The sequence below is a fragment of the Pseudomonas sp. ZT5P21 genome (assembly GCF_054897785.1).
On the sequence record NZ_CM142705.1, the window covers coordinates 864,678 to 879,924 of the forward strand.

The 15,247-nt window shown below is 61.0% G+C and carries 14 protein-coding genes and 2 pseudogenes; 11 read left to right on the forward strand and 5 right to left on the reverse strand.

Annotation, left to right across the window (positions count from 1 at the left end):
• Positions 1-180: 180 nt before the first annotated feature.
• The 4 genes from speA (at position 181) to ACYZT9_RS03925 (ending at position 5,317) form a co-directional block, all read left to right on the forward strand.
• Entirely contained in the window at positions 181-2,094 is a 1,914-nt protein-coding gene (speA, locus tag ACYZT9_RS03910; RefSeq protein WP_462008655.1) for an arginine decarboxylase, read from the forward strand.
• Positions 2,095-2,327: 233 nt separating this feature from the next.
• On the forward strand, positions 2,328-3,644 hold the full coding sequence (locus ACYZT9_RS03915; RefSeq protein WP_462008656.1) for a type VI secretion system Vgr family protein: 1,317 nt from the start codon (positions 2,328-2,330) through the stop codon (positions 3,642-3,644).
• A complete protein-coding gene (locus tag ACYZT9_RS03920; RefSeq protein ID WP_462008657.1) occupies positions 3,641-4,423 on the forward strand; it encodes a DUF4123 domain-containing protein in 783 nt (260 codons plus the stop codon). The genes ACYZT9_RS03915 and ACYZT9_RS03920 overlap by 4 nt, the downstream gene beginning before the upstream one ends.
• 18 nt (positions 4,424-4,441) lie before the next feature.
• The gene (locus ACYZT9_RS03925) at positions 4,442-5,317 is read left to right on the forward strand and encodes an alpha/beta hydrolase (RefSeq protein WP_462008658.1); all 876 of its coding nucleotides are present in this window, start codon (positions 4,442-4,444) and stop codon (positions 5,315-5,317) included.
• Here ACYZT9_RS03925 and ACYZT9_RS03930 read toward each other — a convergent pair.
• Both ACYZT9_RS03930 and ACYZT9_RS03935 read right to left on the reverse strand, forming a co-directional pair.
• The gene (locus tag ACYZT9_RS03930; RefSeq protein ID WP_462008659.1) at positions 5,311-6,660 is read right to left on the reverse strand and encodes an MATE family efflux transporter; all 1,350 of its coding nucleotides are present in this window, start codon (positions 6,658-6,660) and stop codon (positions 5,311-5,313) included. The two genes, ACYZT9_RS03925 and ACYZT9_RS03930, sit on opposite strands and share 7 nt — an antisense overlap.
• Positions 6,661-6,830: 170 nt before the next feature.
• Entirely contained in the window at positions 6,831-7,124 is a 294-nt protein-coding gene (locus ACYZT9_RS03935; protein ID WP_462008660.1) for a hypothetical protein, read from the reverse strand.
• 216 nt (positions 7,125-7,340) lie between these two features.
• On the opposite strand from ACYZT9_RS03935, the gene ACYZT9_RS03940 reads away from it, so the two are divergent.
• From ACYZT9_RS03940 to ACYZT9_RS03965, 6 genes and pseudogenes are all read left to right on the forward strand, one after another.
• A complete protein-coding gene (locus ACYZT9_RS03940; RefSeq protein WP_462008661.1) occupies positions 7,341-7,643 on the forward strand; it encodes a MazG-like family protein in 303 nt (100 codons plus the stop codon).
• Positions 7,643-8,392, forward strand: a complete 750-nt coding sequence (locus ACYZT9_RS03945) for a methyltransferase domain-containing protein (RefSeq protein WP_462008662.1) — start codon at positions 7,643-7,645, stop codon at positions 8,390-8,392. The genes ACYZT9_RS03940 and ACYZT9_RS03945 overlap by 1 nt, the downstream gene beginning before the upstream one ends.
• 12 nt (positions 8,393-8,404) lie before the next feature.
• Entirely contained in the window at positions 8,405-9,031 is a 627-nt protein-coding gene (locus tag ACYZT9_RS03950; protein ID WP_462008663.1) for a DUF4136 domain-containing protein, read from the forward strand.
• Between the two features lie 54 nt (positions 9,032-9,085).
• Positions 9,086-9,640, forward strand: coding sequence for a DUF4136 domain-containing protein (locus ACYZT9_RS03955; RefSeq protein ID WP_462008664.1), 555 nt, complete (start codon positions 9,086-9,088; stop codon positions 9,638-9,640).
• Positions 9,641-9,795: 155 nt separating this feature from the next.
• Positions 9,796-9,940, forward strand: a pseudogene (locus ACYZT9_RS03960) (hypothetical protein); the annotation flags it as partial.
• Between the two features lie 55 nt (positions 9,941-9,995).
• Positions 9,996-10,405 (forward strand): annotated as a pseudogene (locus ACYZT9_RS03965) (response regulator).
• Positions 10,406-10,471: 66 nt separating this feature from the next.
• On the opposite strand, the gene ACYZT9_RS03970 reads toward ACYZT9_RS03965, so the two are convergent.
• Together ACYZT9_RS03970 and ACYZT9_RS03975 are read right to left on the reverse strand one after the other, a co-directional pair.
• Positions 10,472-11,326 (reverse strand): MaoC/PaaZ C-terminal domain-containing protein, encoded by an 855-nt coding sequence (locus ACYZT9_RS03970; protein ID WP_462010151.1) that lies wholly within the window; start codon positions 11,324-11,326, stop codon positions 10,472-10,474.
• A 2-nt stretch (positions 11,327-11,328) separates the two neighbouring features.
• The gene (locus ACYZT9_RS03975) at positions 11,329-12,681 is read right to left on the reverse strand and encodes a 3-oxoacyl-ACP reductase (protein ID WP_462008665.1); all 1,353 of its coding nucleotides are present in this window, start codon (positions 12,679-12,681) and stop codon (positions 11,329-11,331) included.
• 323 nt (positions 12,682-13,004) lie between these two features.
• Here ACYZT9_RS03975 and ACYZT9_RS03980 point away from each other — a divergent pair, with 323 nt between their 5' ends.
• On the forward strand, positions 13,005-14,282 hold the full coding sequence (locus ACYZT9_RS03980) for an acetyl-CoA C-acetyltransferase (protein ID WP_462008666.1): 1,278 nt from the start codon (positions 13,005-13,007) through the stop codon (positions 14,280-14,282).
• 119 nt (positions 14,283-14,401) lie between these two features.
• On the opposite strand, the gene ACYZT9_RS03985 is transcribed toward ACYZT9_RS03980, so the two are convergent.
• A complete protein-coding gene (locus ACYZT9_RS03985; protein ID WP_390959830.1) occupies positions 14,402-15,169 on the reverse strand; it encodes a methyl-accepting chemotaxis protein in 768 nt (255 codons plus the stop codon).
• Between the last annotated feature and the right edge of the window lie 78 nt (positions 15,170-15,247).

Below are 15,247 nucleotides of genomic sequence, written 5' to 3' on the forward strand. Positions count from 1 at the left end.
TGATTCAACCCGGGTCCGGCGTCGCCTACATGGTTTTCACAGAGGCTGTTCTGATCGGTTTCTAAACTCACTGCGGTCAGCGAGGTCTATCCCCTCGTTGACGAACCGTCATTTTCATCCTTTAGACTGCGCCGGCCTGAACCCAGGCGACGCTCTATGACTTCTTTATAGGGGACTTCAATGTCCGTACGACGCACACGCAAAGACGATGGCAGCCAATGGACAGTTGCGGACAGCCGCAGTGTTTACGGGATCCGCCATTGGGGGGCCGGGTATTTCGCGATCAATGACGCCGGTCGCGTCGAGGTTCGTCCGAACGGTCCGAACAGTTCGCCTATCGACCTCTTCGAGCAAGTCGACCAGCTGCGCAAAAGCGGCCTGTCCTTGCCGTTGCTGGTGCGTTTTCCTGACATTCTGCAAGATCGCGTCCGCCAGTTGACCGGTGCCTTCGATTCCAACATCGAGCGCCTTGAATACCAGAGCAAGTACACCGCGCTGTACCCGATCAAGGTCAACCAGCAAGAAGCGGTGATCGAGAACATCATCGCTACCCAGGACGTGTCCATCGGTCTGGAAGCCGGCTCCAAGCCGGAGCTGCTGGCCGTACTGGCGCTGGCGCCGAAGGGCGGCACCATCGTTTGCAATGGTTACAAGGATCGCGAGTTCATTCGTCTGGCACTGATGGGCCAGAAGCTTGGCCACAACGTGTTCATCGTGATCGAGAAAGAATCCGAAGTAGAGCTGGTGATCGAAGAAGCCGCTTCGCTGAAGGTCAAGCCTCAGGTCGGTTTGCGCGTGCGCCTGTCGTCCCTGGCATCGAGCAAGTGGGCAGACACCGGCGGCGAGAAATCCAAGTTCGGTCTGTCGGCAGCGCAACTGCTGTCGGTGGTCGAGCGTTTCCGCGCGGCCGGCCTGGATCAGGGCATCCGCCTGCTGCACTTCCACATGGGCTCGCAGATCGCCAACCTGGCGGACTACCAGCACGGCTTCAAGGAAGCGATTCGTTACTACGGCGAACTGCGCAACCTCGGCCTGCCGGTGGACCATATCGATGTCGGTGGCGGTCTTGGCGTCGATTACGACGGCACGCACTCGCGCAACGCCAGTTCGATCAACTACGACATGGACGATTACGCCGGTGTCGTGGTCGGGATGCTCAAGGAATTCTGCGACGCGCAGAGCCTGCCGCACCCGAACATCTTTTCCGAAAGCGGCCGCTCCCTGACCGCGCACCACGCCATGCTGGTGGTACAGGTCACCGACGTCGAGAAACACAACGACGACGTACCGCAGATCGAAAACAAGGAAGCGCTGCCGGAAACCGTGCAATGGCTGGTTGACCTGCTTGGCCCGACCGACATCGAAATGGTCACCGAAACCTACTGGCGCGCCACCCACTACATGAGCGACGTGGCCACCCAGTACGCCGACGGCAAGCTGACCCTGGCCGAAAAAGCCCTGGCCGAGCAATGCTACTTCGCCGTGTGCCGTCGCCTGCACAACTCGTTGAAAGCGCGTCAGCGTTCGCACCGCCAGGTGCTCGACGAACTCAACGACAAGCTGGCCGACAAGTACATCTGCAACTTCTCGGTGTTCCAGAGCCTGCCGGACACTTGGGCCATCGGCCAGGTTCTGCCGATCCTGCCGTTGCACCGTCTCGACGAAGAGCCGCTGCGCCGCGCTGTGCTGCAGGATCTGACCTGTGACTCCGACGGCAAGATCAAGCAGTACGTCGACGAGCAGAGCATCGAAACCAGTCTGCCGGTGCACGGACTGAACGAAGGTGAAGACTACTTGCTGGGCATCTTCCTGGTCGGTGCCTACCAGGAAATTCTTGGCGACATGCACAACCTGTTCGGTGACACCGACTCGGTGAACATCTACCAGAATGCCGATGGCAGCGTGTACCACGCGGGTATCGAAACCCACGACACCATCGAAGACATGCTGCGTTACGTGCATTTGTCGCCGGAAGAACTGATGACCCACTACCGCGACAAGTGCGCCAGTGCGCGTATCACTGCCGCCGAGCGCACCCAGTTCCTCGACGCATTGCGTCTGGGCCTGACCCGTTCGTCTTACCTGTCTTCTTGAGGTAAGTCGCCGTTCTCATCAGGTTGTCTGAAAATGTTCCGTACGCTGCGGAAATTTCAGATGACCTGGTGCGGCGGTTCTTCTTTTTTCAGCGAAACATCCTACCTTCCCGGCTAACCAAGCCAAATCGTCCTCTTTTCGCGTAGGTCATTTCCTAAGTTGTACTTCGGCACTCTACTCGGGCATGTCTCTCGGCGAGAATCCCCGACCGCCCCTCCTGTAGAGAATCGCCGATGTTCGATCCAGTCAACGAACCTTCATTTCGTCTGGATGTAGCCGGTTTGCCCGACCCTTTCGAAGTCCTGGCCTTTACCGGTAGAGAAGCGATCAGCGAGCCTTTTGTGTTCGACTTGGATCTGCTGATCGATGATCCGACGCTCGACCTGGCAAGCCTGCTGTACCGTCCGGCCGTTTTGCATTTCGCGCCTGAGGGCAACGCATTGCATGGCCTGTTGCACGAACTCGTCCAGCGTGACCATGGCCCTGCCGTCAGGCTTTGTCATGTGCGTCTGAGGCCGAGGCTGGCTTGCCTTTCCCAGCGCTTCAGTCGGCGAATTTTCAGCGACCTCTCGGTGCCCGAGATTATCAGCCAGGTGCTCAGGGAACACGGCATCACGGGCAAGGATCGACGCTTCGAGCTGAATGGCGATTACCCGCTTCGTGATTTCTGCACGCAGTATCGAGAATCGGATTTGCAGTTTCTCCAGCGCCTGTGCGCGCAGGAATGCCTGCATTACCACTTCGAGCACAACGCGCGCGGTCACTGCGTGGTGTTTGGTGACGGCCGCGTCCATTTTCGTCTCGGCGCGAGCGCGCAATTTCAGGTCGATAACGCGCAGCCGGCGGTGCGGCAGTTTCACCTTCAGGCGGGGCCGCGTGCCGCCCCAAGTGCCGAAGGTCGTACAGACCTGACGACGTTGCGCAGTGGTCAGTTGATGCCGTTGTCCGGCCACCCGGTCACCGAGTGGAATCATCTGTGGCTGCTGACCCACGTCGAACATCAGGGCAGCCAGGACCCACTGGCCCCCTACAGCAATCAGATCCGCGCGATTCATTGGGAGGCACCCTTCGTCCCGCCCGCTTGCGCGCTGAAACCGCGGATGCACAGCCTGCAACGCGCCTGGGTGGTCGATGTCGATGAGCCTGGGCCGGATCCCTCCCGGCCGGTGGCCGTGCAGTTTGACTGGCTCTATCAGGGCGAAGGCGCAATACCCAGCCATTGCTGGTTACCGCTGGCCGCTGAGCTGGAAGATCCGAGCGTCTCGCCGCTGAGCGCGGGCACCGAAGTGGTGGTGAGCTTCATCGAGGGCGATCCGGATCAGCCCTTGATTTGCGGGTTTCTGCCCACACCCTCGACGGTCGAAGACGCCGACGTCGCCAGGCCGACAGAAAACAGTTCGCCCGAGGCTGGGTTGCTGGAACTCCTGCGCTCGGGCGAGCCTTTAGTGCTGCTGTGTCTGTTGCCTGGCGGCGGCAGTTTCATTCATTGCCCACAGGCGCTGTGCACCTGTCGGGCGGTGACCGGGTTTGGCCAGAGCGGTGCGGCATGATCGGCGCGACCCCGCAATGGCTGTTGCTGGATGTGCCGAGTGCACCTCAGGCGACGGCACGGCTGCAACAGACGGTCGCGCAGGCCCAATGGTTCTGGTTGTTCGAGGACACAGAATTGCACGCGCTGCGCAAAGACGGACCGGTCCTGATTGACCTTCGGAACTGCCCGGCGCTGGCCGAGTCGTGCTACAGCGAAACGCAGGTCTGGCGTGGCCTGCTGGTGGTCAGCGAGGCGTCGTCTTCGCCGTTGCTGGAACATCTGCGGCGCATGCTCTTTGTCACCTTCGGACTGCATCACCGGGCCCTGTTGAGTTATTACAACCCCAACACGGCCAGCTACTTTTTTGATGCCTGCGATGCCTTGGAACTGAGTCGCTGGCTGGGTCCCATCAGCCAGTTGCACTGGTTCGGCGGCACCTGGGCCGACCGCGCAATCGGCAGTCAGGGCTGGCAGCAGTTACTCAATCCGGAGCTCGTCGTCAGCCCGTTGGCGGTCGAAGAAAGCCTCAGCCCTCGTCAGCGGGAAAAGCTGCAGACCTGCCTGCTGGAACAGCATGCCTGGCACTGGAGCCAATCCAGCGGCACCGATTACCAGCGCTTGTGGGCTCATGTGCAGGAAGGCCTGGCGCTGGGTTTCAGCGAGCGACCGGTACTCGATGGCTGGTTATGGCTACGCTTGCAGTACCCCCGTGCTTTGCTGGTGCCGCCGCTGTCGGGGCTGACGCAGCAGGAACGTCTCGACTGCTTGCGTCAACGGTGGCAAAACGATCAATCCTGAACACGAGGTTCGACCTGCATGGCGAGCACTTTCCAGCGACTGTTCAACCTGGCAATCGGCGGATTTCTGCTTTTCGCGATGACGGCGTGCTCGCCGTTGAAATTGCTGAATGCACTGACCCCTGACGGCAGTTTCGACAAGACCGAGGGCATTGCCTACGGTGATGATCCACGACAAAAACTTGATGTGTATGTACCGCGCCATCCCGCGGAAAACGCTCCGGTAGTCGTATTTTTTTATGGCGGCAGCTGGAACAGCGGCTCACGCGGCGATTATGGTTTTGTCGGCGAGGCGCTGGCTTCGCGAGGGATTGTTGCAGTGCTGGCGGACTATCGGTTGTATCCGCAGGTGCGTTATCCGCTGTTTCTGGAGGATGGGGCGCAAGCAGTGGCCTGGACGTATGCACACATTCGGCAGTTTTCCGGGAGTCCGCAACGGTTGTACCTGATGGGCCACAGTTCAGGGGCGTACAACGCGGCGATGCTGGCGTTGGACCCCGGCTTGCTGGGCGGCGTGGGCCTGTCGCCGCACAACCTCAGTGGCTGGATCGGCCTGGCCGGCCCTTACGACTTCTTGCCGATCAAAAATCCGGACGTGCGCCCGGTGTTTTATTGGCCGGATTCACCACCGAAGTCGCAACCGATCAATCATGTCAGTCGCGGCGCGCCGCCTGCTTTGCTGATGGCCGCGACGGACGATGATCTGGTCGACCCGGTGCGCAACACGGGCGGTCTCGCGCGCAAGTTGCGGGAGGCGGGCGTGCCGGTGCATGACTTGTATTTTTCGCGTCCCGGGCACGCCACGCTGGTGGCGACGATGTCACGACCGATGCGCGGTCTGGCGCCGGTGCTGGACCAGATCGTGGCGTTCGTGAAGGCGACGCCCGGTCAGTGAGTTCTACCGCTGAACCAGCCATCGTTATTGCGCAAAAACCAGGCAATCGCCCCCAGGGTCAGGCTGCGCAACACCATGAACAGCAGGAAGGTTATCCACAGCCCGTGGTTGCCCAAACCTTGCAACGCCCAGCCAAACGGCAACAGCAGAAGCACCGTCAGCACCATACCGTTGCGCATTTCCCGGGCGCGGGTCGCACCGATGAACAGCCCGTCGAGCAAGTAACTCCAAACCGCGATCAACGGCAGGGTGGCGAGATAGGGCAGGTAGATGAACGCCGTGTCGCGCACGCTCTGAATGTCGGTCTGCATTTCGATGAACAAGTGCCCGGCGAACAGAAACAGCACGGCAAACCCGAGGCTCGCCAACAACGACCAGCCACAGGCAACGACCAATGAGCGGCGCAGCGCATCTCGGTCGCGAGCGCCAATCGCATGTCCGCACAACGCTTCCACCGCGTGGGCCAGGCCATCGAGCGCATGGGCGGTCAACAGCAAACCGTTGAGCAGCAAAGCGTTGGCCGCGACGGTGGCATCACCCAGACGCGCGCCTTGCACGGTAATCAGGAAAAACATCGATTGCAGCAACAGGCTGCGGATGAAAATGTCGCGGTTGACCGCCAACAACGGTCGCCAACTCTGCCACAGCGCCAACGCGGCCCAGGCAATGTGGCCGGGGTAGGCGCGCAGGGCTTTGCGGGTCATCAGCAGACCGATCAGCGCGCCGGTCCATTCGGCGATTACCGAGGCCCGGGCTGAGCCGACCACGCCCCACTCCAGACCGAGGACAAACCACAGGTTCAGCGCAATGTTGACCAGATTGGTGCTCAATAAAATCGCCAGTGGCGCCCGGGCGTTTTGCGTGCCGAGGAACCAGCCGACCAGCGCGTAACTGGCCAGCGCGGCCGGCAGGCCGAACAGTCGTGTGTGGAAAAAATCGCGGGTCAGTTGATCCAGTTCTGCGGAGGGTTGCATGAAGTGCAACGCGACTCCGCTCAACGGGATACCCAGCGCGCCCAATGCAATGGCCAGTCCCATCGCCAGCAACAGACCTTGCAACAAAATCTGCCGCAACGCCGCGCCATCCCCGCGTCCGGCGGCCTGGGCGGCAAACCCGGTGGAACCCATGCGCAGAAAGCCCATGGCCCAGGCGAGAAAGGTATACAGGCTGGCCCCTACCGCGACGGCGCCCAGTTGATGGGCATGAGGCAAGTGGCCGATAACGGTACTGTCGACCAGCGCCACCAGCGGTACCGAAATATTCGAGAGGATCATGGGCGCGGCCAGCGCCCAGACCCGGCGATGGGTCTGGTGGTCGCGCCAGTCGGCAATCAGGTTGGACATGCAGGCTCCTTGGGGAGCGGGCATTGTAGCGGGCGGTGAGCACAATCTATAAAGGACCGCCGATTTAATGTGGGAGCGAGCTTGCTCGCGATAGCGGTCTGTCTGTCACATCAACAATAACTGGACGGCCGCCATCGCGAGCAAGCTCGCTCCCACAGGGTTTGGTGGTGTCAGTGAATAATCCAGCTCAACAACCACAACCCCAGCAGCAACCAGATGATCCCCATGATGATCGACGCATTCATGAACGCCCGGATCGCCGACCACAACAGCATCAGGCCCAGGATCAACGCGATGATGCTGATGATCGACGTGTCCATGCCCAGCGCGCGGGACAACCCTTCGACAAAATTGCTGCCGGCGTTGCTCAACAGTTTGAACAGGCCGCTGAGGCCGTCAACGATAAAGCGGATGACCGAGCCGAGCGCCTGGCCGAGCCATTCGAAAAAACTTTCTACCTGCATGTCGTTAACGTCCTGATGTAAGTGGTTGAGCCTTGGGCCATTGAACGCACTGGCGAGTTCCCTGTAGGAGCCGAGCTTGCTCGGATGGCGGTGGTACATCCTACATAAAATGGCGCCTGGTACACCGCTATCGCGAGCAAGCTCGGCTCCTGCGAGGGAATCCCACTTGCCTTCACTCTCCATCCCCCCGAAGCTATACGCCTTCAGGAGAGCCCGATGAACCTTGTTGAACTGACCGAACGCCTGCACGCCATCCGTGACCGCAATGACTGGCGGCAATTTCACAGCCCGAAAAATCTGGCCATGGCCGCGAGCGTGGAAATGTCCGAACTGGTGGAAATCTTCCAGTGGTTGACCGAAGACCAGTCGCGCCGGTTACCGGCGGAAAAACTGGCCCATGTCGGGCAGGAAGTCGGCGACATCGTGCTCTACCTGCTGCTGCTGTGCAGCGAGTTGGGGTTGGACATGAATGAAGTGGTGCGCAGCAAACTCGCGGACAGTGAACGGAGGTTCAGCTGATGAGCGACCGTCATTTCGACCAACTGGCGACTCGCTTCGCCGAAAAGATCTACGGCGGCGCCAAAGGCGCGATCCGTCTGGCGGTGCTTCAGGCCGACCTGGCCGAAACCCTGCCGGACCGCCCGCTGCGTGTACTCGACATCGGCGCCGGCCTGGGCCACATGTCGTTGTGGCTGGCCCAGCGCGGTCATGACGTGACACTGGCCGAACCTGCCGAGCCGATGCTTGAAGGCGCTCGTCAGCGCTTTGCCGAAGCCGGGCAGACCGCGACGTTCATTCAGTCACCGTGGCAGGACCTGCTCGGTCAGCTCACCGAGCCTTATGATCTGGTGCTGTGCCACGCGGTGCTGGAATGGCTGGCTGAGCCCCATGCAATCCTGCCGGTGCTGCATCAACTGACAAAACAGGACGGCTGGTTGTCCCTGGCCTTCTACAACCGCGATGCGCTGATCTACCGCAACCTGCTCAAGGGCCACTTCCGCAAAATGCGCAAGAATGACATGGCCGGTGAAAAGCAGAGCCTGACCCCGCAGCAGCCGCTTGATCCGCGTGAATTGGCGGCGCAACTTGAAGGCCTGTGGCAGGTCGAAACCCAGAGCGGGGTGCGTGTTTTTCACGACTACATGCCGGTGGAATTCCAGGCCCGCGCCGAACTGGTGGACTTGCTGGAAATGGAGCTGGCCCACCGGCGCCACCCAAGCTTTGCCGGACTTGGGCGTTACTTGCACTGGATCTGTCGGCCGGTCTGATCGGAGCGTGAAATGAAAAGTCGTTCAGGGTTACTGGTGATCTGTCTGGGGTTGGCGGCCTGCCAGGGCACCAATCCTTATGTGGCAAGTTCCAAGCCCTTGCCACCGGCACCGCCGCAAGCAGCCACCACGTTTGATCGCAGCGCTTACCCGGCGCCGCCGCGTGACTACGGACGCTATCGCAGCTGGGCCTGGCTCGACGGGCGTCTGCCACCGGGCACGGCGTGGGCGGATTCGGCGCAAGTCGCCGAGGCCGTGAGCAACGCTCTGGATCAGCGCGGCTTGCGTCCGCTGCATGACAATCGCCCGGCGGACCTGTTCGTCAGCGCCAACGTGCATCTGGAAACCCGCTTGCGACAGGAGCGCGACGATTACGGTTACTACGGCGGTGGTTATGGCGGTTACAACCGTTACGGCAGCGGTTATGGCAGCGGTTACGGTATGTACAACACGGTGCCGATCATCCGGACTTATTCAGAGCAGGTCGTGGTGGTGCAGGTGGACATGTTCGACGCTCAAAGTGGTCAGCCCGTCTGGAGTTCAAGCGGTGAAACCAGCAACAAGAGCAGCCAAAGCGCGCGCGCCGATGCGATTCGGGAGGCTGTGGAAAAGGCCATGTCGGCGTATCCTCCCAGTTAACTTCTATAGTCAAGAAACGTTCCGCAGGTTCATGTCTTCGACTGGAGAATCCTCATGTTCCGCCGTATCGCTCTACTTGCCGTGGTTGCGCTCATCAGTGCCTGCGCCCACCAGGTCAATCAAGACTTCGACGCCAGTCGCGACTTCGCCGCCTATCGCAGCTGGAGCTGGAAAGACCCCGCCCTGCAATATCGCCCCGATGACCCACGAATCAAGAGCGACCTGACCGAACAGCGCATCCGCCAATCGGTGGAGGATCAACTGGATCAGCGCGGCCTGCGCCCGGCCGCCGCTGGCAGCCAGGGCAATGTGTTGGTGCAAACCTACCTGATCGTCGAAGACCGTCAGCAACAAGTGAGCACCAACTACGGCGGCGGTTGGGGTAACCCATGGAATGGCTACTGGGGCGGGCCGATGTACACCGAAACCCGCAACGTCAGCTACAAAGTGGCGATCATCCAGATCGACATGCTCGACGGCAAGGACGGCAAGCTGGTGTGGCGCGGCAGTGATGAACAAATCCTCAGCCGCTCGACGAACCCGTCGGATCGCAGCACGGCAATACGCGAAACGGTCGGCAGAATATTGGCCAACTACCCACCCCGATAAACACCACAAAACCCTGTAGGAGCAAGCAAGCTCGCTCCTACAGGGTTTTTTGTTGTCTGGGCTGGCGAGTTGCCAGCAGGCTCGCCCGGCCTTGTCTACACTGCTTTTCACCCATGGAGGTAGCGCTCGGCAGTGCGCCGGCAAAGGAGTGCGCGATGTTTCCCCGCTGGCAGTTTCAAGGCCCGGCCCGGCAACGGGGGGGCGATCGGTATGATGGCGGCGTTGACCCTGGCCGTGGCTCTGGGGTTCACCGTGCTGGTCGTCGACAGTGGACGTCTCTATCTGGAACAACGCAAATTGCCAAATTGTCTAAGGGGTTCTACCGTCAGCGCTTAGTCCATTTCAGGTGTTGCCCATGAATGCTCCCGCGCTTTCTCGTCAACAACTTCTCCTGGTCGATGATGAGGAGGATGCCTTGTTGGAGTTGGCGGAGTGGCTGGAGAGCGAGGGCTTTCATTGTTTGACGGCCACCTCGGTGAAACTCGCACTGCAGCACCTGACCCGGCACCCTGATATCGGATTGGTGATCACGGATCTGCGCATGCCGGAAGAAAGTGGCATGTCGTTGATCAGGCGGTTGCGAGAGCACACGTCACGCCAGCATCTGCCAGTGATTGTGATGTCGGGGCATGCCGACATGGAGGATGTCAGTGACTGCTGCGCCTGCAGGTGCTCGGCCTGTTTCGCAAGCCGATTTATCACGTACGGTTACTGGAAACGCTGAGTAACCAGTTTCCGCAGCCTCTGGTCAACCGGGATCCTTGATGCCGTCAAGGTAAACGCCAGCTCATTCACGACCGGATAGCTGCGGGTGCGACTGAAAACTGAAACTCAGGCAACCGGTCGCCAATGCCCGACCATATGCTCCAGATCCCCGGCCCCCGCCAGCTGAAAATCGCCACTGGAACCTGCCACACTGGCGAGCAACGCCACGTCGCTGGGTAACCGCACCGGCTTGCGAAACTGCACAGCAATTTCGACATTGGCGGTCGGTAATTGATCGTTCAGCGCTGCGAGTGTCCGCGCCTTGTTCCACAACCCATGGGCGATGGCGGTGGGGAAGCCGAACAGTTTGGCGCTCGCTGCACTCAGGTGGATGGGGTTGTAATCGCCGGACACTTTGGCGTATTGCCGGCCAATGTCCGCCGGCGCTTTCCAGCGGGTGACTTCGATCAGCGGCAATGTCGAAGTCAGCACTTCCTCGACCGGTTCGCCCTCGAGTTTCACCCCGCGACAGAGCATCTGGCTTTCTGCTTCCCATAGTGGCCCCAACTGATCGTCGAGTGTCGTCACCAGATCGAAGGTCGCCCCCTTGGCGTGAGGTTGCAGGTTCTGCACCTGCACACTGACCCGCACGCGATTCACCCCGCCCATGGGCCTGAAGACCCGAATGCGGTTGCTCAGGTGAATCAGCCCCAGCAGCGGAAACGGAAATTCTTTGGCGGTCAGCAATTGCATCTGCAACGCAAACGCCAGGATGTGTGGATAAGTGGGCGGCAACAGACCGTTGTCGGCAAACCCGCAGACCTCGCGGTAGGCTCCCAAACGTCTTGGATCGACATCGACCCAGCAACGCAAACCCGCATGGGGCAGCGTGGTGCCGGTGATCTTGCGGCGCGTCGCGGCCTGTACGTACAACCTTGGCAGGTGGGGTTCGCGGTTGAGTGTTTGCCAATCGGTGATCATCATTAAGCCCCCAAAACACTTTGTCCACAGACCCGCAGCGCTTGCCCGGTGAACGCGCCGGTGCCCGGTTGTGCCAACCAGGCCACCGCTTCGGCGACGTCCTGCGGCAGGCCGCCCTGCCCCAGCGAACTCATACGCCGGCCGGCTTCACGCAAACCGAGGGGAAGGTGCGCAGTCATTTGAGTCTCGATGAACCCCGGCGCCACCGCGTTGATACTGATGCCGCGTTCATTGAGCAGTGGCGCCCAGGCCTGGGCGAGGCCGATCAATCCGGCCTTGCTCGCCGCGTAATTGGTTTGCCCGCGATTGCCGGCGATGCCGCTGATGGACGCCAGCAGAATCACTCGCCCGTTGTCGTGCAAAGTACCGCTGTCGAGCAGTGCCTTGGTCAGCACTTGTGGGGCATTGAGGTTGACCGCGAGCACCGCGTCCCAGAATTCCGGGGTCATGTTGGCGAGGGTCTTGTCCCGCGTGATGCCAGCGTTGTGCACCACGATGTCGATTCCGTCGGGCAGCAGTTCGATCAATTGCGCGGCGGCGTCTTCGGCGCAAATATCCAGCGTTATGCTGCGCCCGCCAAGGCGTGCGGCAAGGGCTTCGAGGTCGGTTTTGGCCGGGGGCACATCGAGCAGAATCACCTCGGCACCGTCCCGGGCCAGAGTTTCGGCGATCGATGCACCAATGCCGCGCGCCGCGCCGGTGACCAGCGCCTTGCGCCCCGACAGTGGGCGCGTCCAGTCCGTCACCGGCGTGTCGCAGGCGTTCAAACCGATCACTTGCCCGGACACGAATGCGCTTTTTGGCGAAAGAAAAAAACGCAGCGGGCCTTCCAGTTGATCCTCGGCGCCCTCGCCGATATGGATCAGTTGCAAGGTGCCGCCGCTGCGCAGTTCCTTGGCGAGCGAACGACTGAAACCTTCGATGGCGCGTTGAGCGCTGGCGGCAAACGGGTCGCTCAAGGTCTGCGGCGCGCGCCCGAGAATCACAAGGTGTGCACAGTGATCGAGGTTTTTCATCAGCGGCTGGAAGAATTCGCGCAACTGTTTGAGCTGATCGGTGTGCACCAGATCGCTGGCGTCGAAAACCACCGCTTTGAGTTTGGGGCCGTGGTCGGGAATCCACGCCGTGGCTGTCGAAGGCTCGGTGCCGTAGCTGTAGATCGCATCGGTCAGGCGATTGGCGAAAGCGCTGACTTTTTCCGCCAGCGGCCCGCCGCCGACCAGCAGCGCGCCTTCGACCGGGCGAAGCCGGCCCGCTTGCCAGCGCTCAAGCCGCACCGGCTGCGGTAGACCCAGGGCCCCAACCAGTCGATGGCCGATGGACGAATTGGCGAAGTCGATATAGCGGTCAGACATGGAACGCGCTCCAGCAGCTGGGGTTCAAAGTGTGGACCACGAATGGCAATCAGTCGTTCGATCCACGAGATAAGGCCTACGCTTGGACAATTGCAGATAGAACTTGCAGGGGAAAGCGGAACCTGTGGGAGCGGGCCTGTGGCGAGGGGATTTATCCCCGTTCGACTGCGTAGCAGTCGTAAAACCATCGCACACAATGTACCTGGTACCGATGGAGCCGATTTTTGGGGCGGCTTCGCCACCCAACGGGGATAAATCCCCTCGCCACAGGCCTGCTCCCACATGGGTTGGTGTTGGTATTTGAATTTTACAGGGAGCTTTTCATGACTCAGCTGCGCCGCGTCGCGATTATCGGCGGTAACCGGATTCCCTTCGCCCGCTCCAACGGGCCGTACGCCACCGCGAGTAACCAGGCGATGCTCACCGCCGCGCTCGAAGGCCTGATCGAGCGATTCAATCTGCACGGTTTGCGCATCGGCGAAGTGGCGGCGGGCGCGGTGCTCAAGCATTCCCGGGATTTCAACCTGACCCGCGAATGCGTGCTCGGCTCGCGGTTGTCGCCGACCACCCCGGCGTATGACATTCAACAGGCTTGCGGCACCGGCCTGGAAGCGGCCTTGCTGGTGGCCAATAAAATCGCCTTGGGCCAGATCGAGTGCGGCATCGCCGGCGGCGTCGACACCACGTCCGACGCGCCGATCGGTATCAACGAGGGCCTGCGCAAAATCCTTTTGCAAGCCAATCGTGCGAAGACCACCGCCGATAAGTTGAAAACGTTTTTGCAACTTCGACCGGGGCATCTGATCCCTGAGTTCCCACGCAATGGCGAGCCGCGCACCGGCCTGTCGATGGGTGAACACTGCGAGTTGATGGCTCAGACCTGGAGCATTCCGCGCTCGGAGCAGGATCAATTGGCGCTGGAAAGTCATCAGAAAATGGCGGCGTCGTATTCCGAAGGCTGGCACAACGACCTGATGACGCCGTTCCTCGGCCTGACCCGCGACAACAACCTGCGTCCGGACCTGACCCTGGAGAAACTCGCCTCGCTCAAACCCGCCTTCGAAAAAAGCGCCAAAGGTACCCTGACCGCAGGCAACTCGACCCCGCTCACCGACGGCGCGTCGCTGGTGCTGCTGGGCAGTGAAGAATGGGCGAAGGAACGCGGCTTGCCGATTCTTGCGTATTTGCGCGATTGCGAGGCGGCGGCGGTGGATTTCGTCAACGGCGCCGAAGGGCTGTTGATGGCGCCGGTCTACGCGGTGCCCCGTCTGCTGGCGCGCAATGGCCTGACCTTGCAGGATTTCGATTACTACGAAATCCACGAAGCGTTCGCCGCGCAAGTGCTCTGCACCTTGAAGGCCTGGGAAGACCCGGAGTACTGCAAAACCCGCCTCGGCCTCGACGCGCCACTGGGCTCCATCGACAGCACCCGGCTTAACGTCAAAGGCAGTTCACTGGCGGCCGGGCATCCGTTTGCCGCCACCGGCGGGCGCATTCTAGCGAGCCTGGCCAAGTTGCTCGATGCCGCTGGAAAGGGGCGGGGGTTGATCTCGATTTGTGCGGCGGGCGGTCAGGGTGTCACCGCAATAGTCGAACGTTAATCGAAAGCTGTGGGACCGGGCTTGCTCGCGAAGGCGGTGTGTCAGTTGACATGTCGTTGACTGACACATCGCCTTCGCGAACAAGCCCGCTCCCACATTGTTTTGCTGTGCGTTCGGGATCAGGTTCTGAACCGACGAACCAACCCGTCCAGCTCATTCGACAGACCTGCCAGGCTCTGTGAATCCAGGCGCGCCGAGTTCGCCAGTTCCGCCACCAACTGCGCATCGCCATGAATCTGGCTGATGTGCCGGTTGATGTCTTCCGCCACCTGATGCTGTTGCTCCGCCGCCGTGGCGATCTGCGTGTTCATGTCGCGGATCACGTCCACCGATTCACGAATCTGCCCGAAGCTGCTGCGCGCCTCACCGATGCGGGTCACCGACTGCTGGGACACTTCCAGGCTCGCGTGCATCTGCTGAGTCACCTGGCTGGTGCGCTTGGCAAGGTTGCCGAGCAGGCCATCGATTTCCGCGGTGGAATCTGCCGTGCGTTTGGCCAGCGCCCGCACTTCGTCCGCTACCACCGCAAAACCGCGACCTTGTTCACCGGCCCGTGCCGCTTCGATGGCCGCGTTCAGCGCCAGCAGGTTGGTCTGTTCGGCGATGGAACGGATAGTCCCGAGAATCGATTGAATGTCATTGCTGTCGCGTTCCAGCTGTTGCATCGACTGCGCCGACTGTTCGATTTCCTGGCTCAGTCGGTCGACGCTGGTCACCGCCGCGTCAATCTGCTGCTGACCTTCACGCGCCTGACGCTGGCCACTGTCGGCCGATTCGGCGGCCTGGCTGCAAGAACGCGCGACTTCGTTGGCGGTGGCGACCATTTCGTGGAACGCGGTGGAGACCATGTCCACGGCTTCACGCTGACGGCCGGCCGCTTCAGCCATGTCGCTGGATACCTGGGTCGAGCTCTTGGAGGTGGCGAGAATTTTGGTCGCGGCGCCGCCAATGCTTTGAATCAGGTT